Raw genomic sequence first — 23999 nt, 5'->3', positions numbered from 1 at the left:
CTATTTGTTTTTTGACCAATGCTCAGATAAAAAATGAGATCGTCCTGATAATTGGTAATATTGATGATAATGTTGTGGTTGTTTAAGGTAATAATTTTGGTGATAATCTTCAGCCAAATAAAAAGTAGATGCAGGCTCAATAGCTACCTGAATTGGCTTATCAAAGTGGTCACTGTCTTGTAGAGCTTGTTTCGATGCCAATGCCAATTTGTGTTGAAATTCGTTATGGTAAAAAATAGCAGGACGATAAGAGTTCCCTCTATCAGCAAATTGACCTTCTGAATCAGTTGGATCAATTTGATGCCAAAAGATATCAAGGAGTTTTTTATAACTAATTATTTTAGGATCAAATGTGATTTGTATTGCTTCGGTATGCCCAGTATTACCAGCACAAACTTGCTGATAAGTCGGATTAGCAACATGCCCTCCTGTATATCCCGACACCACATTAATCACGCCTTCATACTGATCAAACGGTTTTACCATACACCAAAAACAACCGCCTGCAAATGTTGCTTGTTCATATTGCTGCATAATAACCTCTCTAGTTTATAAGTTTATGATTTTTAATGTTTAAATATCGATCCCCTGTTGCCTAATACAGGTTTTATCATTCACATTAGCATGTCAAGCTACTAGCAAGCATATTACTTGAAAAAGAATAAAAAAACACCATCTTGTTTAACAACTATTTTCGTTATAGAGGAATTGGTTATGGCAAGTGGATGGGCGTCTGACGATGCCGTTAATCAACAAATCAATAGTACAATTGTCGATGCTATTACAAACGCAAGGCGACAACTCCATCACGGTATAGCAAGTGCACATTTTTGTGTTGAATGTGGTGATATTATTGCAGAAGCACGAAGACAAGCATTACCAGGTGTGCAATACTGTTTAAGCTGTCAGCAAGAAATCGATAAACAAACGGCTAAAGCATTTAGCTTATATAATCGTCGAGGTAGTAAAGATAGCCAACTTCGTTAATAGCTGATTGTGCTTAGAAATGGGGGGCTACCCCCATTTTAAGTATGTTATCGTTTTAATGTAGAAAATAATAACTATTTTTTGCCCTCAACAACCGAATCATAAGGGTAAATAATTAATTTATTATCAAACCATTCGGCACAAAAAATATCTTCTATTTTTTCGTAACCTTGTTTGGTGATCTCACGTTTAACCCAATCTTCATCTTTTTCAAGTTGCTCAAGGTTATCATGGCTAATGCCACCATTTTCGATAATAAGCAATGCGATATCTTTTTCACCTTTTTTAATAACCGTTAAAGAACCATTTAGTTCGTACCATACTTCTTTTAATTCGCCAAATGAAGAAATACCTTGAACATTAACTAACGTTTCAAAATCCCTTACTGGTAAGTTTGCTTTGATAAAATTATCCGTTATTAAGTGACCATTTTTAACCAATTGGATTGGTTTACCATCAATTGTGTCGCGTAAACGTGAGTTTTTAGATTTGATAAATCGAATTAAAACAAGCAAACCTGCCCAAATTGCAACTAACCCTGCCGCTTCCCAAGGTGATACAGTCGGGCTAAGTAATGCGCCCCCGACTAGCGCACCAATAACCATACTCCCAACCTGATCAAGCTGTGACATTGGTGCAATCTGACTTTTTCCTGATAATTTCACATAAATAAGTAAAATAAATAAAGCTAATAAAAACTTTGGTGCCATTTCTAATAAATACATTTTTTCCTCCAAGCCAAACATCATATGTTGAACGACAAGCGCAAATACAAAGTTCAATAATCCTTTTGATTTGCAACGAGTAACAATTTATCTAAAAAATCGGTATAACTTTTTTTAATTAAGCTTTAACTAAATGTAAATGAAATATAGTTTATTGTTTATTACTATTTTTAGAACAGTTTAAACTGCCAAGATAAGACGAATTAGAAAAGTGAATACCATTATTCTACTCCAAATTTTTACCAAGAAAATGGGGCTTAATAAATTAATTGTAAAATTATTTTTTAATAAAAATTAGCATACCTATATTCTGGTAATCAATAGTAGCAAATATGATAGATTAAGAATATTTATTAACAACTTGTAGGGTTGGAGAATAAATATAGGGTGGATGAAAAATTTTGAACCTTTATCGTTTGGTTATCTAAATAGTTAAAGCGTTCACAATCTCACTTTCTTCTGTAAAAAAGAATAAAATACACAAAAAATTTTTTGTGTATTTTTATTTGAAAGCAGAAAAACAAAAACATCAATAAAATCAATAACTTTCCTGACGCATTTTTAATATTGATTTTTCCATTAATTATTGATTAACATTTTCGCTATGTTTTTATAAGAATTTTGAAATTTGGAGCAGGAAACAAAGTTCAAATCCAACTTTATAACATGTTGTATATAAAAAATTATCCAGATACCTATATTGCTTGAGCTAACCTTTTGGACTGGTTTTTTGCGGTACTTAATAGACTTCTACGGTCTCAAAGTACAATAACCACTTATTTACTAGACCTTGCCTTACCGTTTTATAGTACGAGATCATTCATCGACAAGTTATTTGAGAGAATAATTTACATTATGATATAGAGTTGTCAGTAATGCTTCCAAATTTCCCACATAAGTCAATTTATCAATGACTAAAACTTCATCATTAGTCTGTTAAATAATATGTCTCACAACAGTGGAACTAACAAAACCTGCTCTTCCTGTAACTATCACCTTCATTGAGTTTCTCTTTAGCTTAGTATTTAATTTTTTAAAATTAACTTGGATATTTTGTATAAACACAACCTTTATATCCATTTTGCTCACATACAAATACAGGTAAACGTTCAATAGCATGAGCAATAGTTCCACCAACACCTATTGGTTCCTTAGGAAAATCTTCATAAGATAAATTCAAAACAAATAATTGCTCCAAAGCTTTTGGACGATACCAAAACATAGTTCCTGCAGCAAATAACTGATCATTTAAACACATTTCTGTCGAAAAACCCATCTTATAAATTAGTCGATCTATTAATTTTTGTTCATTATAATTACCCGCTAAAGAAATATTATTTTGAATATGTCCATGTTTCAACGCACTATAGAAATCGTTAATAATGATACCTACACTTTGATTTTGTTCAAAAATATTAAAAATATCAATTACACTTTCTTTTTTGATTAAATTAGAAAAAAGATAATTACGCCATGAAGATGAATATGATAAATGTGGGCTTTTTTTAGAATGAATATGACAAAATAAATCATACTGATCTTGATATTTTTTTGTTTCAATCAACCATGGAGCTACATCTCTACCTCGATTCGGTACTAAGATAATACTCAGTATATTTAAATTTTTTACTATTTTTTTATTAAATAGATTAATTAATAAATCTCGTTTTTTTTCATCAGGAATAGTTAATATTAAATCAAATTTAACTGGAAAATCATGTAAATATTTTAATATTTCTTCTGAAAGATCAATATTATAAAGATGACAATGAATTCCTATTTTTTTATTAAACGACAATGATAACTCACTCTTCGGAATATATCTTTTTTCAGGATTAGCAAAACCTGTTGCAAAAAACACATTATCAAATTGATAATTTTCCATAATTAATTGATATTGTATAGATTTAGTTTTATAAAAAGGAGAAGATCCTTGATAAAATACATGCCTCAATTGATTCATTTCACAATAAGGCGATTTTTGCCAAGAAAAATCAAAAAGCCTAGCAAATGCGGATAAATCAGTTATATCCCAAAAACTCACATATGAACCAAATACATTAATAAATTGAGATAAATAGTCTTTAATCTCATTTTTAATTACCAACAAATCGTTTTGAAATTTTTCGTTCTCTAAAAGCAATTTAGAAGGCGAAAACAAGGAACACATTAGTATTTTTAAAGAAGTTGAATCACTTATAGTTGGTGAAATACAAAATGACCTGATTTTATCATTATTTTTTTGAAAATAACTATTTCCATTAAAAGAATAGATTTGATCAAATAAAATATGAGTAATATTTGTTAATACTCCTGATAATAATTCATCATTTTCTAAATTGAAAACAATTCCTCTTTTTCCTAGATTATCTTTCACTTCTTGTGAAAGATAATCTACTAAATTATTTTTCAACTTAATTAGATATTGATTAAGAATTAAATTAAAACGTTTTAAAATATCAATGCATTTTTCTTTGTTGTCAAAAAATAAAAGCTCTCTCTCTTCTTCAGATAATAAATTAAGTAACTTTTCAAGTAATGACTTGTCTAGAATAACGTCTTCAAGCATATTACGAAATTTATAGTATTCATTATCACAATCATCAAGACTTTCGATAAATCTTATAAAATCTTCATATTTGAGCATATGATAGATTTGTTTTGACATGAGCAAGTGTTGAATTGGTAATTTTTTATTCAATAAGTTATCTTTTAGAAAATTATAAGCAAATTCAATTAGACATTCATTATTGGAAGCAAAATAAATTTTTTCATAATTATCTTGAATTTCATTATTTTGCAGAATTTTTAATGCCATATATAATATAAGTGGAGATAAAAGCAATCTAGATAAATAACTAACATCAGAAAAAACATTAGGTTTTTTAGGCATTTGATAATAGTCAGCGAACACTCTATTAAAACTAAATCCAATTAGCAGCCTTTGACCTAAATCAAAATTTGCATATTCAGATAGAATTTCTCTATAGATTGATTGTTCTGATATTAAAATATCCTTTATGTAAGGATAATAGATCGCAGTGATATTTTTTCCAATTGGCTGCAAATAATCGGAATTATAATTACCACCTATATGTAAAATAGCTGATGGTTCAATATTCTCATTACTAATTACATCTCCGAATAATTCACCATTATCTTTTTTCTTATTATAACTAATTGGTGTATATATTTTTTCAATTTTACAAAAGCCATTCTTACGTAAAACTGAAAGCAAAAAATCCTCAGGTAAGTATGTATCTGATATGGCTATGATTTTTTTATTATTTTTAACCGCCATATCATATAAATACATAAAATCTTTTCTAACTGTTAGTAATTTGCTCTCAATGTCTAATTCTTCTTGTTGGAGTAATAACTTTGTTTTTTCATCAAGAGAAAGTTTTTTTGCAACAAAATTATATATATCTGATAATGAAACATTTTGATGAATAAATTCATCAATAGCTAATAATCTAGCATTACACAAATCAATATTATACTTTTTCTTTACTCTATGAAATAACAGATGTAATACATCCTTCGGTTCGAAAGTTGGGCGAATTAATAGGTTATCAAAAATACCGAAACTAATGACTTTTACAGTTTCAAGTTCAATTATTTTACTGATATTTTCAATAGTAATAGGTAATGAATCTTTTAAAACATCATATCTATTACTTAATTCACTTTTTTCTGACAGTTTTCTTTCTCTAGTTGAGGGAGCTGTTATTATTTTTAATTTCTTTGAAGCAATCCTAACCCCTAATAAGCGAAATATTTTGCGTTTATCTGTTTTTTCTATAACAAAAAAGCCATGCAAGAATTCTCGTCTATTTATGAATATCAACCTTTTGTAAATTGTAACTCCAAATAATCTAACTTTTACTTTGGATTTATCTTTTATCTTCTCTAATAGCATATTTTTGTTGACTTATTACTCATTTAATATCAAAATTTAAAAGTTTAGAATTAATAATAATTATATTAATTATTAATCTGTAATGAGATGAGCATTTTTTAATAAATCCATTACATAGTCAGAGTGTAATAAATCTGTAGAGGTATTAACAAAATTTACATTTTGATATTTTTGTATAATACTATTTTCAAATACCGCTCTATTTTTGTAATAATCATTAGGGTACATAATAACTTTTTTATTCAACATCGCTGCAAAAATAGAAATATGTAAGCGGTCTGTTTCAATCACATCAAATTGTGATAAATAACTAGCCAAACTATATGTTACATATTTTGATAACAAATAATTACCCCACAACTCTCCATTCCAAGATAATGAAATGTCTTTATTAAACTCATTAACATAAACAAATTTAGATGACTCCCCGTCAGTTCGCAAACAATACCCGTGTCCTCTACCCTTAATAGCAAACTGTGATAACTCATTTTGTGGAAAATAAAAAGCCATATCATCAGATAGGAACAGATTATTTTTATTAGCCCCATTTAAAATGCATAATTCATAACTAACCTTTTCTCGGCAGATTATAATTAAATTTCTATGCGTTTCTTGAACAAGATCTTTATAGCCCCAGATAGTATGAGGTAATATGATACATTTATTATTATTTAAATATTTTTTTAATTTTTTATATAAATGATCATACTTCCCTTCTACTAAATTTCCTCCACCACTAAAAAATAGAATTTCATTAGAAATAGAAATATCATTATTAGGGTCAATAATCTCATAACAAATATTTAATTCATCAAATAAACAGTATGTCGAATATGTAATAAATGCGTCACCAGCATTCCCCGGGTTAGTAATAAAATAAACTTTCTTACCTGAATAACTTGATAAAAAATCTCTCATATCAATTTTCATCACACTATCAACCCTTATATTATTCAACTTTTTCGTTTTTTCCAACGTCGAATTTTTCTAATTAATAATCTGATCCTATTATAGATCGTCACTCTTTCATTCAAGATTTTTTTCACTTCCTGATTAGAAAGTACCAATTGATGATTAAGATGTTCAATTGAGTTGCCTAATTGATGCGCTAATGCTCTAATCTCATTTAAATTTTTATCCTGTTCAAGCAATAGAATTTGTAATAAACCATAATTTCCTTGCGATTCTTGAAAAGATTTTCTAACCAACGCATTTTTGTAACGGATTGCATAAAGTTTATGTTTATTAACACCAGCATGTACAGAATTTCCATAGATAGATGTTGCATTAACTCTATGGTGATAAAAAGCAAGTTTTTCATCTAATGTTAAAATTTCACCACATCGAAATAGCCTCAAATTATAATCCCAATCACCTAATACTGGTAAATCAGCATTAAAAGGCCCTATCGATTTAGCAACATCCATTCTAATGAGCAAACAAATTGGAGGAGTTATATTTCCTTTCAAAAGGACAGATATATCAACATCATCACGCCAATATCCCCATTCATATCTAGCGGTTTCTTGAACATAATTATTTGTGATTTCTTCATGTATTACAATACAATTTGTAATGACAGCTACAGCATGTTTATTTTCTTTTAAAAAATTAGTTGTTTTTTGTAGAAATTGAGGAGTCCATGAATCATCATCATCATGAACGACAATGAATTCCTCAGAAGCAAGTTCAAATCCTTTATTTGAAGCAGCTTCCATACCTAATGATTTTTCGTTATGTAAAAGAGTTAATCTACCATCAAAAGAAGAAGCATATATATTTACTAAATCTTCTACTGATTTTTTATCCCCACCATCGTTTATCAAATACAAATGCCAATTCTGATACTCTTGTTCTAATACACTTTTTAAAGCCCTTGCTAATAAAATAGGCCTATCTTTGGTTCGCATAATAACAGCAACAGATCCGTCATGTTTTATATAATCAACATTTTCATAATCTCGAATGTAAGATGGATATAACTGTTCTGATATATTCATTATATATTATCCTAAAATAAAGTTTTTTAAAATTGTCGGGTAATTAGATAATTCGTTACTAACGATTTGATACAAATGAGCATTGTCAGAATAATATCCATTATATTTCCAGTAAAGTAATTGACCACATAACCAACCTCCTCGGTGAATCATAGGATATATTTTCTCATCCCAAGGTTCTTCATTTGACCAAATCAAAGGAAAATAAATCTCATGATCATATCCTGGAGCGTGTAATATATTTCCCAATTCTTTAACTTCTAAACTAGTAGGAGAACAAATGACTTGAGCTAGAGCTCCTTTTGCCGTATTTACATCAATATAATCAGAATTAATTCCGAAAACATCTTCATTTTTAACCCATTTAGATATAACTAAATGCAATCCCTTATAAAATCTATTTAAATTCACTACTTGTTCTTTAAGATTATCTTTTTTTTCTTTGAAAATAGGAATATATTTTTCCATTGATTTAGTGAAACCGATAACAGACTCATGATCTGCTACATGAAGATTCTCTAATATATTAATGCTATTTTTCATTAAGAAACTTTTATTAGGATCATTGAATTCACTAAAAAATGCAGCATTCATTAATCCGTTGTAAAATATTCGGCCAGTAGCCAAACCATTGTGTAATCCATAATAAAACCCAGATATTTTTTCTTTAATACCATGATTTTCTCTAAACAGAGTTAGAGCTTGCTGTAAAGTACCAGACCAGCCCAAATCAACTATTGCTATTTTTTTAGAGCTAAATATACCTTCTTGATCATAGTATTGATAGGAATTTTTGTATTGTTCTTCAAATTGAGGCAGTAGTAAAGGAAGTAAATCATGACCAAGATAAAATTTAAAATCATCCAATAGTGAAAAATTAAATTTGCTATCCAAATCACCAAATTTATTAACAAAATTATTTACGTCAATATCTGATATATTAATTTTTAATCTTGTTAGAACGCCTCTATTAGTTTGCCCTTCAACTATATTATGGTTAGAAAGAAAAGTTAAAGATGCCTCAGAAAGTTTGTTATGTTTTTGACATTCAATGTAACACTGGCTATATCCAAGAACAAGTCTAGAAATATATAAATAACTTGATGTTACACCACATAGTTTATCAAAATTAAATTCTTTCCATAAATTGTAAATAATTTGTGCATCACGAGAGCAAAAGTAAACATGTTCAATTTTATTTTTTCTAACATGATCATTCAACCATTGAAGAAAGCTATAAATAAAAAAAGAACCACAACAAATTCCGAAAACAAACCAGAAATCTTTAGATATTACCTTATCTGTTAATAAAATCATCTTTTTTATCAAAGAAAAAGGAATAATATCTGTCGACAATTGCCCACCTAATCTTCTTTCTGTTATGAGAGAATTATACCAAATAGTATCTATACCATTTCTTTTAGGCACCTCAACATCTGAGTAATAGTTATCACCAATATGTAGGATTTTTTGATTGGCGTAATCATCAAGGACGTTTTGCCAAATAGTACCGTGATTTTTAGTCTTTAATAAATTGCTTGATAAATATAATTTATCAAAAGATGAAACCCCAACTTTGCTTAACATTTTTTTAATTGTTTCTTCATCTAAATACATATCAGAAACTAAAATAATTTTTTTATTTTTTTCAAAAATTTTATTTATCAAAAATAGATTATCTAAAGATGGAACACAATAATTTATTTCGATCATTATTTCAGTTTGCTTTGCTTCTTCTATAACATCTCGATACTCAGGATAAGTTATCTTCAATTGTTCATAAATATTGTCTAAAGTAACCTCTTCTATATTTTGTTGATAGGCAATATCTCTAGCAATTTTTTCCGATTCGAATCTAGCGACGGCAAAGCCAACACAAGAATGACCTTTTTCAATTAAATATTTCTCTACAATCGAAAAAACATCTATAGGACACTCGACTAACCTTGTCAAAATAGTGTCAAAAATATCAAATGAAATCACTTCATAGCACTCAATATCCTTTAAAACTCTTTCAATATAGATATTGTCATATGTTCTGGCATTTTGAAAAAAATAATTCCTAGTAGAGCTTAATAAATTAATAATATCTGTCTTCACATTAAATTACCTAAATTAAATCACATATAATTTTTCAAACCTTACCCTTCTACGTCAGTATAACAACTATTTAACATATTTTAAACATATTTTAAAATATGTTAAATATAAGTTAATTTAGTTGAATAGAATCATATTAATGTATATGTCATATTACTTGTTATATTTCTTTTTGTTACAATATAGATAAAGATAAATTTATTACCGCCCTATCCCATAATCCCGTAACTTATTCGCTATCGCCGTATGCGATACACCTAATCTTTTGGCAAGTTTTCTTGAGCTGGGATATTCGTCGTAGAGTTTTAATAAAACCTCTTTCTCAAATTGTTTGGTCATTTGATCTAACGTTTTATTTTCAATATCGTTAGTCCAAGACAATTGCGATGGCATCGAAGTTGGTAATACGATATCTTTAGCCGTTAGTTTAGGCGTTTTCAATTGTGCCAATGTAGAATAAAGGATATTTTTAAGTTGCCTTACATTACCCGGCCATGAATAACGCTTCAAATAATCAATAGCATTATCGTCAACTATTGGTGGTGTGATGTCTTGTTTATTGGCAAATTCATTCACAAAAATACTAGTAAGTTGAACTATATCATCTTTGCGTTCTTGTAAAGAAGGTAGATTAAGCGACAACACATTTAGTCTATAATAAAGATCTTTTCTAAATTTTCCTTGTTCGACCAAATCGGCTAAATCCACTTTCGTTGCGCAAATGATTCTAACATCGACATAAACCTCGTTATCATCCCCTACACGACGAAAATAGCCATCGTTGATAAAACGCAATAACTTAGTTTGCATTTGAAACGACATCTCATCAATACCATCAAGCAATACTGAGCCACCATTGGCTTGTTCAAAAAAGCCTTTTTTGCTCTCAATTGCGCCAGGGTAAGCGCCTGCTGCATGACCGTATAACTCACTTTCAACGACATCATCAGGCATGGCTGCACAATTTAAGGCTAAAAAAGTCTGATCACCACGGGGGCTATATTGATGACAAGCTTTAGCCAATAAATCCTTACCAGTACCTGTTTCGCCAGATATTAATAACGGTTCTCGCTGTATAGAAAACACTTTCGCTTGTGCTATGAGTTTTTGCATAACCACGCTTTGGGTCGCAAAGATATCAAAAGCATGGCAAGCTGCCACGGTTATTTTTGATAAGTGTCTTTTTAAATAATCAATGGATTGTAAAATAAATACTGTTTTGGATGATTCCATCACCTTTTGCAATAAAAAATACTGAGAATTTAAAACAATAATCGTATCATCTTGCTCATCAATATTAACGGTATGATCAAAACTAAAAATCGATTGATAATCAAAAGGTTGTTTTAATACCAAAGCCTTATGCCCCAACAACACCTTAGCGGTATCATTACACGCAATCAGATGTTGATGATGATCAATTTCAATGATGGCTACTTGCATAATTTGCCCACTTCTCATTAAGTTTGATTAAATTATCACGGCGATTTTGCCACTTAGGATTTTTTATTAATTCAGCATAAGTGATTTTAGTACGGGTTAATAAGCATTTTGCTTTATCTGATGTTAGCGGACTAACCTTATCTAACGCCATTAATTGCTCTAAAATAGCCATCGTCCCCTGCCGATTATTACAAGTCAAAAGGAGATCACAACCAGCCGATAACGCAGCCTGCGCTCGCTCAGCATGATTGCCCATTACTGAAGCGCCTTCCATAGATAAATCATCTGAAAAGATCACCCCCTCAAACTGCAATTGATTGCGCAACACAGTTTTAAGCCAAAATGACGAACCGCTCGCTGGTTTATCATTAAAGGCAGGATAAATCACATGAGCAGGCATAATCGCATCGAGTTGTTTATTAGCAATAAGCTTCGCAAAAATCTGCATATCGTGCTCAATCAACGATTTTTCACGATGATCAACAGGCGTTTCTTTATGCGAATCGGCAATCACATGTCCATGCCCTGGAAAATGCTTGCCAGTTGTCTTCATCCCTGCAGCATGCATACCATCAATCATGGCAGAAGCAACTTGATAAGCAATATCAGCATCTTGATGAAATGAACGTGTACCAATGGCTAGACAATCATGTCCCAAATCTACAACAGGGGCATAGCTTAGATCAATATCAAACGCAATTAGCTCCATAGCAAGAACCCAACCCGCATCAAAAGCCAAAGACTTTGCTTGTTCAAGATCATTAAATACCGCAAACGATTGCGCAGGAGGAATTGCCGTAAACCCCTCTCTAAATCGCTGAACGCGCCCCCCCTCATGATCGACCGAAATTAACAAACGTTGTGAGCTAGCTGATCTAATTTGTTTAATTAATTCGGCTAGTTGCGTAGGGTTTTGGTAATTTCGACTAAATAAAATTACCCCTGCCACCAATGGATTTTGTAACAGCTTTTTATCGTCTTGGGTCAATGTTAAACCATCAACATCAATCAACAACGGCCCCATTATTGATTATCTCCGATTTGCTTTGATTGTGTATTACTATTGGCATTACTATTGCTATCAGACGGTTTTGGAAAATCTTTCGACGCAACTCTAGTTAGGATTTCGCCACTTTTTGTTGAAAGTAATTCCATAGCTAAATCGGCATCAGTACTTTCACTTGGCACTTTATAAATTGTTGTAAAGAGGACATAATTTGCATTTATCGATTTAGCTAGACCAATCATCTTACCTCGTGATACAAGCTTGTCATCAGCCGAAATACCTAGTGATTGTTTAGCTTGGCTTATTGCTTGTTGATCAACTACCGTGAACGTGTTTTGTTTATGCATTAATTGATGCAATACATCATCAATTTTATTACTAGCCAAATAATCACCACTGCGGTTTTGAATATCACTAATTAAAAGCAATTTATTATCTGAGTCTAAAGATGATGAGGTCACTAATTTACTGATAAATGGCGACAATATTGAATGCCAATCAGTTTGTCGAACAATTTGCGGTGGCGTTTCAATCACGCCTGTATCATCAGGTTGATTAACATCAACAGGCGGTTTTACTTCGGCTTTTTGAGAGTTTCCAAGAAGATGACAACCCGCCAACAAAAAAGCTAATGAGCTAACAACAAATATACGCTTGATCTGTTTCATATTATGATTAACCTATTAATCGACCTAAATTTTTACCGCCTAATAAATGCATATGAAGATGGAAAACCTCTTGCCCTGCATCTTTATTACAATTCATAATTAAACGATAACCGCTTTCGTCAATGCCTTCTTGCTTGGCGATTTTAGCAGCAACCACCATCATATGCCCAAGAATAGCTTCATCTTCTTCTTGAATATCATTAACGGTTGGAATCAGTTTATTTGGAATAATCAACACATGAGTCGGCGCTTGGGGAGAAATATCACGAAATGCTGTCACCTTATCATCCTGAAAAACAATATCAGCGGGAATTTCTTGTCGAATAATTTTGCTAAAAATAGTTTCTTGAGCCATCAAACCTTTCCTCTTAATATATAGTTATACAAACATCTACTAATACCAATTCCATTGCGCGAAAGCATATCATATTTTACTAACAAAAATGTATAGAAATCGTTACATTTTACAACGCATTTTTACAACCACAAAAATCGGTCAGAAAAGGTATTGATTTTATTGAAGTTTTTAAAAAGGTTTTCATAAAAACATTTATAAAAACAGATACTTCCTATCAACTAAAAGCGACACAGTCTTACCAAAAATCTTGACATATTCATTGTCAAATCCAATAACTTGATATATAATGCCCCGTCGATTTCAACCGCCTATTTTCATGTTCCTTGCTTTCAATGGGTTGCGGTTGCCCCGACAGAAAGCTGATTAATCCGTAGGGAGCGATAATGCGTCATTACGAAATAGTATTTATGGTTCACCCAGATCAAAGTGAACAAGTACCGGGTATGATTGAACGTTATACTGGTACGTTAACCACTGATGGTGGCAAAATCCATCGACTAGAAGATTGGGGTCGTCGTCAATTAGCCTATCCTATCGAAAAACTGCACAAAGCACATTATGTGTTAATGAATGTTGAAGCAACTCAAGAAGCGGTTAACGAACTTGAAGATAACTTCCGTTTTAATGATGCGGTAATTCGCAGTTTAATTATGCGTACTAAACATGCTGTAACTGAAACTTCACCAATGTTAAAAGCGAAAGATGAGCGTCGTAGCTCTGATGAAGATTTTAACGAAACAAACATGGACGATGATTCCGAAGAATAATCGTTTAACGTTATCGGGAATTGTTGTCAAAACCCCGATACGAAAAGTCAGTCCAAGTGGGATATCGCACTGCCAGTTTTATTTAGAACATGTTTCTGAACAAATTGAAGCAGAACTCACAAGGCAAGCATGGTGCGTCATGCCCGTCATAGCCAGTGGACAACATGAGTTAAGTTACATAAAAAAAGGCAGCAACGTTTTAGTTAGTGGATTTATAAGCACCCACACTAAACGCAACAAAACAAGCCAACTTGTTTTACATGCTGACCAAATTAAACTATTAGGAGAATAGCCAAATGGCACGTTATTTCCGTCGTCGCAAATTCTGCCGTTTTACTGCAGAAGGCGTTAAAGAAATTGATTATAAAGATGTTTCTTTATTAAAAAGCTATATCACAGAAAGTGGTAAAATTGTACCAAGCCGTATCACAGGTACTAGCGCAAAATACCAACGTCAACTAGCTCGCGCAATCAAACGCGCTCGTTACTTGGCATTATTACCATACACTGACAACCATCAGTAATTAGCAACAGAGGGAACATATAATGCAAATTATTTTACTCGACAAAGTTGCTAATTTAGGCAGCTTAGGTGATCAAGTTAATGTTAAAGCGGGTTATGCGCGTAACTTTCTGATTCCACAAGGTAAAGCAGTAGCAGCGACTAAAAAGAACATCGAATTTTTTGAAGCTCGTCGTGCTGAATTAGAAGCAAAACTTGCTGAAACTTTAAAAGCAGCTGAAGAACGCGTTGCTCAAATCAATGCACTTGGTAAAGTAACTATTACTTCTAAAGCTGGTGATGAAGGTAAATTATTTGGTTCAATCGGTACGCGTGATATCGCTGATGCAGTTAAAGCTCGTGGTATTCAAGTATCAAAAAGCGAAGTTCGCTTACCAAATGGTGTATTACGTACAACTGGTGAACACGAAGTGTTATTCCAAGTACACAGCGAAGCTTTTGCTAAAGTTATTGTTGATATTATTCCTGAATAATCATCCAATAATAAATACAAAAAAACCCGTCATCATGACGGGTTTTTTTATTGTTAATATATAAAAAATTGTTATTTTAGATTCATAAAAATTAGCTTATTTAAATATTGATCACATCTAATTGTGGATTCAGCGGATTTATTAAATCAGCCAATTTTTATAATATTAAAGAAGAGGTTTCAATACGAAATTGAATACTGAAGTTCAAATATTTCAAGCAAAGATTATTAAATAAACGCCTCGAAACCCTTGGCATGTTTTGACGGTACAAATTCAATAATATCATACTTAGCAATTTGCTGAATATAGAATGGATCTTTTTGCAATATTGCAAGTGCTTGTTCTTTATTCTCAGCACGACAAAGAATCACACCACCCGTACGAGGCACTTTTCGTCCTGATGCAATAAAATGTCCTGAGTGATAATAATCTTTAAAATACGCAATATGCTGCTGTAAATATTTTTCAACTTCATTAATGGGTTTAATATAGGTGAGAGTAAATACGAACATAATAAGATCTCCATAATATACAAAACCAGCCCTATAAACAGCTCAAATTATTAATCAAATTGATTATAAATCCATTATTTATAATTAGCAATTTATGGTTACTACTCAACTATTTAGCCACCCATTTACCCTCTTCATCTTTGTGGTAAACCTTTTCAACAGCCGCCCAAGCCACTTTAAAAACAATTGTTTCAGGATTGCTATTATCACGCCGTTTACGTGGATCTTGGTATTCTTTAATCGCACTATTAAACGCTTCCTTAAAAATATCCTGCGCATGTTCAGGTAAAACATGGCGCACTGAATCAGGTAAATCTTCACGTTTTTTATATGGCATATCATATTCCTCCTCATAATTTAGTTTTGAAGGTGAAACATTTAAAATGATAACAGGAAAAGTAACAATATTTTACTTACTTCATTACCATACCTATATCTATTTATTGCTAAAGAACTAAAAATGCCTAAAATATACTGTCTTATTTTATAAGATATTTTTCATTAAAATTAAAGATTTAAGGAAAGAAATGATTAAAAAAAACACACGCACAATTATTCGTACTGCTGTTATTGCTATAGCTCTATTTCCATTATCAATACTCGCTAATAATTCATTTGAAAAATCAAACGCAATACATCAAAGCAGAGTTAGTTTGCAAGAAGCAAGAACTAACTTTAAAACTAAAATTGTCAATCCAAAGGATTATAATGAAAAACCACCTATTCCACCTAAAGATATTTTTTCATTAGTCTATTATCCAGCAAAAGATGGTGATATGTCAGCGTATTTAACACCAGATCCTAAAGATGGAAAAAAACATCCTGCCGTGATTTGGATTAGTGGCGGATTTGGTGGACAGGGAGGTGATGATTTTTGGTCTCCTGCACCAAAAACAAACGATCAAACTGGTAGTGCCTTTCGAAAAGCTGGATTAATTCTAATGTTACCAAGCTTTAGAGGTGAAAGTGGTAATCCTGGACAAGACGAGATGTTTTTTGGCGAAATTGATGATTTAGAAAAAGCTCGTCAATTTTTAGCAGCCCAACCTTATGTTGATGCTAATAGAATTTACCTAGCAGGGCATAGCACTGGTGGTACTCGCGTTTTATTAACTAGCGAACTTTTAACAGGATTTAGGGCTATCTTTTCTTTGGGTGGTGTAAGTGATGTCAAAAAATGGTGGGGTAACGCTGATATGTCATTCTTGCCTTTTGATACAACTAACGCCGAAGAATTTAAACTTAGATCACTCGGCTTTTTTATTGAATCAATCAAAACACCTACTTTTTACTTTGAAGGTGAAAAATATTACAGCACAGACTTCAATATTCTATCGTCTATGGCAAAAGATAAAAATATTCCTTTTTACTCAAATATGATTAAAGGTGGCGATCATTTTACTATTATCTACCCAATCACCGAGTTAATTAGTCAAAAGATAATTAACGATACTAGTGAAAAGACAAACATTACTTTTACGCAAGAAGACATTAAAAAGATAGAAGATTCACTTTAAGTTAAATAACCTAAACAGACTAGCTATAATACATGCTAGTCTGGATTTATCTTATTTATTTAAATTAACAACAAAATGTCTTTTCATTTTCCATTCGACTATTTTGTTTTCCTCCTCAACACACTTATCTAGGCTGATTGTTTTGCCAATATAGGCTAAGCCTTGGTATCTAAATATTGAAATAATAACTATTATACCGATACTTGTTTAACCCAATTTGCTAAGGTTATTGTTGATATTATTCCTGAATAATCATCAAACAACAAACACAAAAAACCCGTCATTATGACGGGTTTTTATTATCTATTTTACAATAATTGATTTACCTCTACCTCGAATATCCGATACAGCTTCGAGTTTATTATCAGTAATTTTTATAGCTTGAATATCACCACTAAAATCTTGCTGTTTAAAATGATAACCCATCTGTTTAAGTTTGTCTTTTAACTCTTCGGGCACTTTATTTTGAAAGCGTTCAATAAAAATTAGATTAGCTGGCAATAGTTGATGATGATACCGAGGAGCATCGATTGCTGCTTTTAATGACATATGATTATCAAAAACATTGGTGACAACTTGGAATATTGATGTAAAAATTCTTGAGCCACCCGGTGTACCAATAACCATCGCTACATCGTTATTTTTAATAAAAATACTCGGCGTCATTGAAGATAACGGACGTTTATTAGGCTCTATCGCATTGGCATCTTTACCAACCACGCCAAATTGATTCGCCACACCAGGTTTACTACTGAAATCATCCATTTCATTATTTAGTATAATACCTGTTCCTTTTACGACAACTGCAGAGCCAAACCAACCATTGAGTGTGTAAGTATTTGATACCGCATTACCCCATTTATCGATAATCGAAAAATGGGTTGTCTGTAATTTTTCACGATCATTATCTAAACCAGGTTTAACTTGTTCAGTAACAGAAATCGCTTTTGGATTAACTTGTTTCGCTCTTTCTTCAACATAATTAGGATCAATTAATTTCTCTACAGGAACAGTAATAAAATCAGGATCTCCCATATATTCAGCGCGATCAGCAAAAACACGTTTTTCGATTTCGGCCAATAAGTGAATATATTGTGCTGAATTTACTTTTACATTTTTAAAATCTTTAGCAAGGTCTTGTTTCATTAATAATAGTTGAATCAAACCAACACCGCCAGAACTTGGTGGTGGTGCAGTAACAACCTTCATATTTTGCCAATTAGCAACTAAAGGTGTACGCCATTTAGCTTGATAATTTGCCAGATCATTTTCGCTAATTAGTCCATCATTTTCTTTCATTTGTTGGGCTACTAACTTAGCTGTTTCACCTTTATAAAAACCATCACTACCTTGATTTGCAATACGCTCTAATACTTTGCCAAGTTCAGGTTGTTTAAATAGCTTTCCTGCTTGCATAGAACCAAAATATTGCTTAAAGTGACCATTAGCAGGTGCCACCTCTAATGTTTCTTGATAACGTTTAATAAGTTGTTTATCTACAGTAAATCCTTCATTGGCAAAATGAATAGCTGGTGCCATGACATCTTTCCAAGATAATTTACCAAAACGTTGATGTACAGCCCACATACCTGCAACAGTTCCTGGAACGCCTGATGCTTTGTGAGAATATAAACTTAAATTAGGGATCACATCTTTATGCTCATCAAGATACATATCTTTATTAGCTTGAGCGGGTGCAACCTCTCTATAATCAATAAAATAAGGCTGTCCATCCATCCAAAGAGTCATAAAACCGCCACCACCAATATTACCCGCTTCAGGATAAGTCACAGCAAGCGCAAAAGCAGTAGCAACTGCTGCATCAGCCGCATTGCCCCCCTTTTTTAATATTTCCTGTGCAGCCATTGCACCATAATAATCGGGCGAAGCCACTGCGCCAGCTTCTAATTTTTGTTTTATGTTTTCGTCAGCAAGAACTTGTTGATTTATTAAAATAAAAACAATAAAAAATAAAGACTTAATCAAGTTATGTTTAGTGTAGGGCATTTTTACCTCCTAATAGAAATATTATTTAACCTTATTACGCAGAATAAAAATACATCAAACTATGAATAATATAATGCAGTACTTGGTTGAAAGGGGGAATTCTCACTATAACATAAAAAACCAAAGTCATGATCAAAATTTATACAAAATTAAATTAGAATATGTATGACCTAACGTGCCGTTTATTTTTGTTTGAAGTTAAAAATAAAAAAGAGCGTAATTAACTTGATTAAAGTATATACGCTCTTATATAAATCATTATAAAACTAAGCTGTTTCTATTTTCCCTTCCGATTTACCTTGCTCTTCTTTATAAAGTTTATTGTCATAGAGTTTTACAAAAGGAAGATAAATCACAAGTGCTAAAATCGCCGACAAGATAGCAACAAAAATAGCTTTGTAATCACCACCAGTACTAATAAAAGCACCTAATCCCATTGGAGATGGCCATGGAATTAATGCGATGATAGGATGAATAAAACCAGTATTGATAGCAAAATAACCTAACGTACCACACACCATGGGTGCTAAGAAAAAAGGAAGTGCTAAATAAGGATTGTACACAATCGGCATACCAAAAATAACTGGTTCGTTAATATTAAATATTGCTGGCACAGCAGAAGCTCGCCCTAAAATTTTTAGCTGACTAGATTTAGCGCAAAAAGCAATAAAAAATGTCATTAACAAGGTGGAACCTGAACCACCTAAAATCACAAGTGAATTATTAAACTCACCTGCAAAAGGAATATGTGCTCCAACCGTATTTTCAGTCATATTAGTTAACATAATTGGGGTGATAAAAGCCCCAATAATACTTGCACCATGGATCCCAACTACCCATAGCGCATGGATTAAAAATAGAATAACCATAATACCTAACCAACTTTTTGTAAGGTTGGTCACAAAGGCAAATGGCACGGCAATAATATTAAAAATATCCGTGCCAAAATAAATGAAAATACCATTAAGAATAATTACAAAAAAAGCAATTACAAAAGTTGGAATTAGTGCGGTAAACGATCGTGAAACACCTAATGGCACGGTTTCTGGCATTTTTACAACCCAGTTTCGCCTCACGCATAAAAAATAGAGATGAGTCGCCACAATAGCCATAACTATTGCAATAAATATACCGGATGTCCCCAACCTAAAGACAAATGGTTTTAAACGTAATCCATTAAAAACTAAATTAGTTTCATCATTAAGTAAAGTAATCACTCCATTTTGCATAACTAATTCTGGCAAAGTCATAAAAAAGGCAAAGACCGATAACATCGCACCATTAAGTGCATTCACTTTAAGACCTGTTTCTTCTGCTTCGATTTTAGTTAGTTCATAACCAACAACAAAGTTAAAATAAAGGGCTAAAATACCAATTGTTGCAGTATTGGCAATCATATAAAGATCGCTAACTCTAAAAAAAGTATTTTCAAAAAAACCTTCTAATCCAGTAAATGTCATTGGTAACGTGTTGAATACCAAAAACATGGAACCAACAATAGAAAAAGGTACAGATGCCATGCCCGCAGCCATTACGGCTCGAACAATTTTAAATTGCGATATTTTCGCCATAGGCGTCATCAGATATTTTTGTAAAATAACAAATCCTGTATTCATTTTGATATCCTCATTTAATTAATAAATTCTTCATAAGCTTGGATTCTTTTAAAATGCTGATCTCGATTATGTTGAATATTATTTAACTTTTTAAGCATTAAAAGCGTTATAATTAAACTCACCGTTAGTAATACCAACAACACATTTAATACATCTTGTGTCTGTTTTAAAAATGGATAAAAAAGCTGATATAAAGGCGTATAAAGTGTGATCATTAATGCTATAAAAACTACCGCTAAAACACGATAAAATAACCGTGCATAAGGCAATTTATTGCAATGATTTCGATAAAGTTTAATTTGTTCCCAAGTGGTAAGTATGCCTAAAACAAAAAGAACAAGCGGCAAAATAGCTACCATTGACAATGACCCCATTAAAAAGGTTGCCCAATAAAGATTCAAAAATAAAAAAAATGCGGTGGTATAGCGAATCATTAAAAATCGATTAAAATAGAGATTAGTTAAGCTGATTTTTTTATGCATTGTTAACTTTTCTGTCATTATGCTACTCCTTATTTAACTCTTTAGTTTTATTTCTAGCTCATGATGCTTTTCATATAGGTGTAACATTTCAATCGCCATTTCTCGAAAACTCATGGTTGTCATTAAGTGATCTTGTGCATGTACCATAATAATTTCCATCGTGATTTTGGTGCCATTAGCATAATTTTGTAGTAATTGCGTTTGTGAGTGGTGTGCTTGTAAGATTTGTTCATTTGCTTCTTCAAGAAGCTGATTTGCAGTAATAAAATCAGCTTTTCTCATTGCCTTAAAAGCATCGTGGATTTTGGTTTTAGCATTACCGCTATATAAAATAATATTAAAAGCGATAAGTTGAATATCCTCTGAGCTCATTTCCTCATTCATTGCTATACTCCTTTTTCAATAAGTTGGATAAAAAGTTGTTTAAATTGGTCAAAGTTTTTTGCTCTTAATAGTTTTGATTGCATTTTTAAATCATCAATCAATTTGACAATAGCCTTTGTCATCATCGATAAAGTTGGATTTTGATAAATAGAAGGCGAAATCATGAAGATAAAGTGTATTTTTGAATAATTGTGATCCCAAAATAATCCATCTGGAATAATTGCAATGCCAATTTTAGACAATTTCCCAATAGGTATTGCTGGATGTGGTACTACGATAGTTGGGCTAAAGAAAATATCGCCTAACAGCATACGGTTTTCCATTTGCTCTATCATCTTTTGCTTATAATCGTTATCTTCATTTAGTGCTAAAAGCTCAAGTAAACAATCTAACACTTGTTCTTTACTTTGAGGGTATTTGCAACAGTAAAAATAATCAGCGGATAAATCATCTACCATTTGACCAACATCACTAAAATGCTCCAAAGTGCTTGATGATTTAAATGTTGATATTGGATCTTTGTGTACTGAACTAAGCATAATAGATGACGAAAGATGACGACGAATTTTTTGTATATCATTTTCAGTAAAGAAAACCGAGACATGAAAAACGGGAACTTTAAACACTTTTGACGATAGATCAACTGACGATATAATAAAATCGACCTTGTCTAATATTTGAGATTCAATTTCATAATATCCTTGTGTTGCAACGATTTTGATTCTTTCATTAAATTCACATTCAACTCTATTTTTTAGTAGTTGAGCACTGCCAAGTCCAGTTGCACAAATAATTAGTACTTTGGCTTTTTGTTCATTTTTTAGTTTTTCAATCGAAGCCAAAAAGTGCAAAGTCAAATAACCCCATTCATCATCAGAAATAGTAAATTTTTTAAGTTCAGGGATTTGGTTAAGGTATTTTTTAACTAGCTCAAACAATTCTGGAGAGTTCGTTTTAATTTCATCAAGCAATGGATTTTTTAATTTAATATTTTGTTCTAAACGGACAATCATTGGTTTTAAATGTTGAATAATTCCGTTTTTCAATTGCTCATCGCTTAAAAATAAATATCCCGTTTCTTGCTGTATCTCAAACAATAAATTAGTCAAAGATAAAGATAACTCGGAGTTAAAGTCATTTTGGATAAAATTTGATTTACTAATCAAATGTAAAGTTAAATACATTTGTTCTTGTTTGGGAAAACAAAAACCAATTACCTTTTCTACTCTATTGATAATTTTCTTAGCAACCTGATATTCCAATGTGTTTTTAGTCGATTGTGGCATATCAAGATGTTGAATAGAAAGCCCAGATTGTAAACGTTTAATACTTAATGACAGATGTAGTACAATATTTTGCATCATTACATCAGATAGTTTTATTTTTGCCTCACGACACTCATCTAAAATAATAATAGTTAAGGTATCTAAACCAATTACATCATTGAACTTGTTTAAATAAGTTAGATTTTGCAGAAAATTAATTGATTCCTCATGAAAAAAATAACTTAAAATGAAATGTCGTTTTGCTTTCTCCTCTCCTTCTACGTACATCAGGGATTGACTTTTTTTAATAGTAAGACCGTAAGCTTGGAGTTGATGTTTGATTTCTAAAATATCTTTATTTAGCTGAGAAGAACTAATAAATAATTGTTCAGATAATGCCTCTATATCAATTTTTTGGCTTTCTAATAATAATAAATTAAGAATATGGTGTTTTCTTTGACATGCTTCTCGACAATTTGCTTGTTCTACATTGCGATCCAATAAATGATGCTCAATTAAAAATAAGTTGAAAGTTGTTCTATCTTTAATCTCTAATTTATAGCCATGACCTTGTTTACTGATAATAGCTCCACCATGACTTTCAATTAAAAACTTCAAATCATTAAGATAAGTGCGAACAGTACGATCTGATAATGATAACTCAGTTGCTAGCAACGCACTGCTTTTGAATAGATCTTTAGAACGAATCAATAAACTGATAAGGTCACGCTGTTTGTTTTTAATCACTATCATCCATACCCGCCTACCAACCAAAACCATATTATTAATAATATAGTGAATACTTTTATCTATTACATAAGTACACCCAAGTAAGATAATAAGGCGCTGCTATTTTAGATAATCTATCCACAACGCCCAAATCATATCCCTAAAATAAATATCAATTTTAATTACTTGATATTATCCTCTATTAGCTTAGCTAGTTGTTCAATACCTGATTGAATAGGAATATAAGCTTGAAAAGGGATACTCACGACAGGTTTACCCACTTCTTCTCCCAACATTTTAAATTTATCAAGCATCATCATCGTTTGCGGGCTAATTAAAAAAAGTGAAAAATCACTACTTTTAATCATATTGCTACCTTCCGTTGCTGATACGGCATCGACCGAAATAGCTTTATCTTTGCTAGCAAAATATTCTGTTACTTTTTTTGCCATCAATGATGATGACATCCCTGCAGCACAAATAATTAATGTTTTCTTCATGAACTTTTCCTCAAT

At 31.7% G+C, this 23999-nt stretch carries 24 protein-coding genes and 1 pseudogene; 6 read left to right on the top strand and 19 right to left on the bottom strand.

Translation table 11 applies throughout. The features are described 5' to 3' along the window. Positions 1-534 carry a peptide-methionine (S)-S-oxide reductase MsrA gene (msrA, locus tag GQ594_RS08685; RefSeq protein ID WP_160412088.1) on the bottom strand — a complete coding sequence of 178 codons (534 nt, stop codon included), beginning with the start codon at positions 532-534 and terminating at the stop codon, positions 1-3. Between the two features lie 180 nt (positions 535-714). Here msrA and GQ594_RS08680 point away from each other — a divergent pair, with 180 nt between their 5' ends. After that, complete coding sequence (locus GQ594_RS08680; protein WP_160412089.1) at positions 715-987, top strand: DksA/TraR family C4-type zinc finger protein; 273 nt, start codon at positions 715-717, stop codon at positions 985-987. A 74-nt stretch (positions 988-1061) separates the two neighbouring features. Here the strand turns inward: GQ594_RS08680 and GQ594_RS08675 are convergent, their stop codons facing one another. The 10 genes and pseudogenes from GQ594_RS08675 to GQ594_RS08635 form a co-directional block, all read right to left on the bottom strand. After that, a complete protein-coding gene (locus tag GQ594_RS08675) occupies positions 1062-1712 on the bottom strand; it encodes a DUF421 domain-containing protein (protein WP_160399970.1) in 651 nt (216 codons plus the stop codon). An 873-nt stretch (positions 1713-2585) separates the two neighbouring features. Continuing rightward, positions 2586-2714, bottom strand: a pseudogene (locus tag GQ594_RS12480) (dTDP-glucose 4,6-dehydratase); the annotation flags it as partial. Positions 2715-2751: 37 nt separating this feature from the next. Continuing rightward, entirely contained in the window at positions 2752-5535 is a 2784-nt protein-coding gene (locus GQ594_RS08670) for a rhamnan synthesis F family protein (RefSeq protein WP_160412090.1), read from the bottom strand. A 171-nt stretch (positions 5536-5706) separates the two neighbouring features. Then, positions 5707-6564 (bottom strand): polysaccharide pyruvyl transferase family protein, encoded by an 858-nt coding sequence (locus GQ594_RS08665; protein WP_160412091.1) that lies wholly within the window; start codon positions 6562-6564, stop codon positions 5707-5709. A 23-nt stretch (positions 6565-6587) separates the two neighbouring features. Continuing rightward, positions 6588-7634 carry a glycosyltransferase family 2 protein gene (locus GQ594_RS08660; protein WP_160412092.1) on the bottom strand — a complete coding sequence of 349 codons (1047 nt, stop codon included), beginning with the start codon at positions 7632-7634 and terminating at the stop codon, positions 6588-6590. Between the two features lie 6 nt (positions 7635-7640). Then, positions 7641-9734, bottom strand: coding sequence for an HAD-IA family hydrolase (locus tag GQ594_RS08655; RefSeq protein WP_160412093.1), 2094 nt, complete (start codon positions 9732-9734; stop codon positions 7641-7643). Positions 9735-9935: 201 nt separating this feature from the next. Then, positions 9936-11177 carry a sigma 54-interacting transcriptional regulator gene (locus GQ594_RS08650; protein ID WP_202112603.1) on the bottom strand — a complete coding sequence of 414 codons (1242 nt, stop codon included), beginning with the start codon at positions 11175-11177 and terminating at the stop codon, positions 9936-9938. Then, the gene (nagZ, locus tag GQ594_RS08645) at positions 11158-12201 is read right to left on the bottom strand and encodes a beta-N-acetylhexosaminidase (protein WP_160412095.1); all 1044 of its coding nucleotides are present in this window, start codon (positions 12199-12201) and stop codon (positions 11158-11160) included. The genes GQ594_RS08650 and nagZ overlap by 20 nt, the downstream gene beginning before the upstream one ends. Beyond that, positions 12201-12851 (bottom strand): hypothetical protein, encoded by a 651-nt coding sequence (locus tag GQ594_RS08640; protein ID WP_160412096.1) that lies wholly within the window; start codon positions 12849-12851, stop codon positions 12201-12203. The genes nagZ and GQ594_RS08640 overlap by 1 nt, the downstream gene beginning before the upstream one ends. A gap of 7 nt (positions 12852-12858) precedes the next feature. After that, on the bottom strand, positions 12859-13206 hold the full coding sequence (locus GQ594_RS08635) for an HIT domain-containing protein (RefSeq protein WP_065626141.1): 348 nt from the start codon (positions 13204-13206) through the stop codon (positions 12859-12861). A 386-nt stretch (positions 13207-13592) separates the two neighbouring features. Here GQ594_RS08635 and rpsF point away from each other — a divergent pair, with 386 nt between their 5' ends. Genes rpsF through rplI form a run of 4 tightly spaced genes read left to right on the top strand, consistent with a single transcriptional unit; the run spans position 13593 to position 14972 of the window. Further along, positions 13593-13976 carry a 30S ribosomal protein S6 gene (rpsF, locus tag GQ594_RS08630; RefSeq protein WP_160400064.1) on the top strand — a complete coding sequence of 128 codons (384 nt, stop codon included), beginning with the start codon at positions 13593-13595 and terminating at the stop codon, positions 13974-13976. Further along, a complete protein-coding gene (gene priB, locus GQ594_RS08625; protein ID WP_160400065.1) occupies positions 13960-14268 on the top strand; it encodes a primosomal replication protein N in 309 nt (102 codons plus the stop codon). The genes rpsF and priB overlap by 17 nt, the downstream gene beginning before the upstream one ends. Positions 14269-14272: 4 nt before the next feature. After that, positions 14273-14500 carry a 30S ribosomal protein S18 gene (gene rpsR, locus GQ594_RS08620; RefSeq protein ID WP_025314965.1) on the top strand — a complete coding sequence of 76 codons (228 nt, stop codon included), beginning with the start codon at positions 14273-14275 and terminating at the stop codon, positions 14498-14500. Between the two features lie 22 nt (positions 14501-14522). Next, complete coding sequence (rplI, locus tag GQ594_RS08615) at positions 14523-14972, top strand: 50S ribosomal protein L9 (protein ID WP_160400066.1); 450 nt, start codon at positions 14523-14525, stop codon at positions 14970-14972. Between the two features lie 227 nt (positions 14973-15199). On the opposite strand, the gene GQ594_RS08610 is transcribed toward rplI, so the two are convergent. Together GQ594_RS08610 and GQ594_RS08605 are read right to left on the bottom strand one after the other, a co-directional pair. Further along, positions 15200-15484, bottom strand: coding sequence for a YciI family protein (locus GQ594_RS08610; protein ID WP_160412097.1), 285 nt, complete (start codon positions 15482-15484; stop codon positions 15200-15202). Positions 15485-15593: 109 nt separating this feature from the next. Then, positions 15594-15821: a ChaB family protein gene (locus GQ594_RS08605; protein ID WP_160412098.1), complete on the bottom strand. Its 228-nt coding sequence runs from the start codon at positions 15819-15821 to the stop codon at positions 15594-15596. 190 nt (positions 15822-16011) lie between these two features. Here GQ594_RS08605 and GQ594_RS08600 point away from each other — a divergent pair, with 190 nt between their 5' ends. Next, the gene (locus tag GQ594_RS08600) at positions 16012-17001 is read left to right on the top strand and encodes an alpha/beta hydrolase family protein (protein ID WP_160412099.1); all 990 of its coding nucleotides are present in this window, start codon (positions 16012-16014) and stop codon (positions 16999-17001) included. A 303-nt stretch (positions 17002-17304) separates the two neighbouring features. Here GQ594_RS08600 and ggt read toward each other — a convergent pair whose 3' ends face one another. From ggt to GQ594_RS08570, 6 genes are all read right to left on the bottom strand, one after another. Further along, on the bottom strand, positions 17305-19008 hold the full coding sequence (gene ggt, locus GQ594_RS08595) for a gamma-glutamyltransferase (protein WP_160412100.1): 1704 nt from the start codon (positions 19006-19008) through the stop codon (positions 17305-17307). Positions 19009-19274: 266 nt separating this feature from the next. Then, positions 19275-20624, bottom strand: coding sequence for a PTS cellobiose transporter subunit IIC (celB, locus tag GQ594_RS08590; RefSeq protein WP_160412101.1), 1350 nt, complete (start codon positions 20622-20624; stop codon positions 19275-19277). 14 nt (positions 20625-20638) lie between these two features. Continuing rightward, positions 20639-21124: a hypothetical protein gene (locus GQ594_RS08585; protein WP_160412102.1), complete on the bottom strand. Its 486-nt coding sequence runs from the start codon at positions 21122-21124 to the stop codon at positions 20639-20641. A gap of 15 nt (positions 21125-21139) precedes the next feature. Next, positions 21140-21478 carry a PTS cellobiose transporter subunit IIA gene (locus GQ594_RS08580; protein WP_160412136.1) on the bottom strand — a complete coding sequence of 113 codons (339 nt, stop codon included), beginning with the start codon at positions 21476-21478 and terminating at the stop codon, positions 21140-21142. 14 nt (positions 21479-21492) lie between these two features. Beyond that, a complete protein-coding gene (locus GQ594_RS08575; protein ID WP_202112529.1) occupies positions 21493-23508 on the bottom strand; it encodes a BglG family transcription antiterminator in 2016 nt (671 codons plus the stop codon). A 158-nt stretch (positions 23509-23666) separates the two neighbouring features. Beyond that, entirely contained in the window at positions 23667-23984 is a 318-nt protein-coding gene (locus GQ594_RS08570; RefSeq protein ID WP_160412103.1) for a PTS cellobiose transporter subunit IIB, read from the bottom strand. Positions 23985-23999: the final 15 nt, after the last annotated feature.

Origin of the sequence: Gilliamella sp. Pra-s52, from assembly GCF_009795805.1 — a bacterium.
GTDB lineage: Bacteria > Pseudomonadota > Gammaproteobacteria > Enterobacterales > Orbaceae > Gilliamella.
The sequence above is the reverse complement of the archived record's forward strand: the minus strand, read 5'-3'. Positions and strand labels throughout refer to the sequence as shown.

Coding starts and splice junctions, on each gene's coding strand:
- GQ594_RS08680 (WP_160412089.1), top strand. CDS start 715: ATGGCAAGTGGATGGGCGTCTGACGATGCCGTTAATCAACAAATCAAT.
- GQ594_RS08650 (WP_202112603.1), bottom strand. CDS start 11,177: ATGCAAGTAGCCATCATTGAAATTGATCATCATCAACATCTGATTGCG.
- msrA (WP_160412088.1), bottom strand. CDS start 534: ATGCAGCAATATGAACAAGCAACATTTGCAGGCGGTTGTTTTTGGTGT.
- GQ594_RS08600 (WP_160412099.1), top strand. CDS start 16,012: ATGATTAAAAAAAACACACGCACAATTATTCGTACTGCTGTTATTGCT.
- GQ594_RS08660 (WP_160412092.1), bottom strand. CDS start 7,634: ATGAATATATCAGAACAGTTATATCCATCTTACATTCGAGATTATGAA.
- GQ594_RS08665 (WP_160412091.1), bottom strand. CDS start 6,564: ATGAAAATTGATATGAGAGATTTTTTATCAAGTTATTCAGGTAAGAAA.
- rplI (WP_160400066.1), top strand. CDS start 14,523: ATGCAAATTATTTTACTCGACAAAGTTGCTAATTTAGGCAGCTTAGGT.
- rpsF (WP_160400064.1), top strand. CDS start 13,593: ATGCGTCATTACGAAATAGTATTTATGGTTCACCCAGATCAAAGTGAA.
- rpsR (WP_025314965.1), top strand. CDS start 14,273: ATGGCACGTTATTTCCGTCGTCGCAAATTCTGCCGTTTTACTGCAGAA.
- GQ594_RS08585 (WP_160412102.1), bottom strand. CDS start 21,124: ATGACAGAAAAGTTAACAATGCATAAAAAAATCAGCTTAACTAATCTC.
- GQ594_RS08635 (WP_065626141.1), bottom strand. CDS start 13,206: ATGGCTCAAGAAACTATTTTTAGCAAAATTATTCGACAAGAAATTCCC.
- GQ594_RS08570 (WP_160412103.1), bottom strand. CDS start 23,984: ATGAAGAAAACATTAATTATTTGTGCTGCAGGGATGTCATCATCATTG.
- nagZ (WP_160412095.1), bottom strand. CDS start 12,201: ATGGGGCCGTTGTTGATTGATGTTGATGGTTTAACATTGACCCAAGAC.
- GQ594_RS08580 (WP_160412136.1), bottom strand. CDS start 21,478: ATGAGCTCAGAGGATATTCAACTTATCGCTTTTAATATTATTTTATAT.
- priB (WP_160400065.1), top strand. CDS start 13,960: ATGATTCCGAAGAATAATCGTTTAACGTTATCGGGAATTGTTGTCAAA.
- GQ594_RS08610 (WP_160412097.1), bottom strand. CDS start 15,484: ATGTTCGTATTTACTCTCACCTATATTAAACCCATTAATGAAGTTGAA.
- celB (WP_160412101.1), bottom strand. CDS start 20,624: ATGAATACAGGATTTGTTATTTTACAAAAATATCTGATGACGCCTATG.
- ggt (WP_160412100.1), bottom strand. CDS start 19,008: ATGCCCTACACTAAACATAACTTGATTAAGTCTTTATTTTTTATTGTT.
- GQ594_RS08640 (WP_160412096.1), bottom strand. CDS start 12,851: ATGAAACAGATCAAGCGTATATTTGTTGTTAGCTCATTAGCTTTTTTG.
- GQ594_RS08575 (WP_202112529.1), bottom strand. CDS start 23,508: ATGATAGTGATTAAAAACAAACAGCGTGACCTTATCAGTTTATTGATT.
- GQ594_RS08675 (WP_160399970.1), bottom strand. CDS start 1,712: ATGTATTTATTAGAAATGGCACCAAAGTTTTTATTAGCTTTATTTATT.
- GQ594_RS08605 (WP_160412098.1), bottom strand. CDS start 15,821: ATGCCATATAAAAAACGTGAAGATTTACCTGATTCAGTGCGCCATGTT.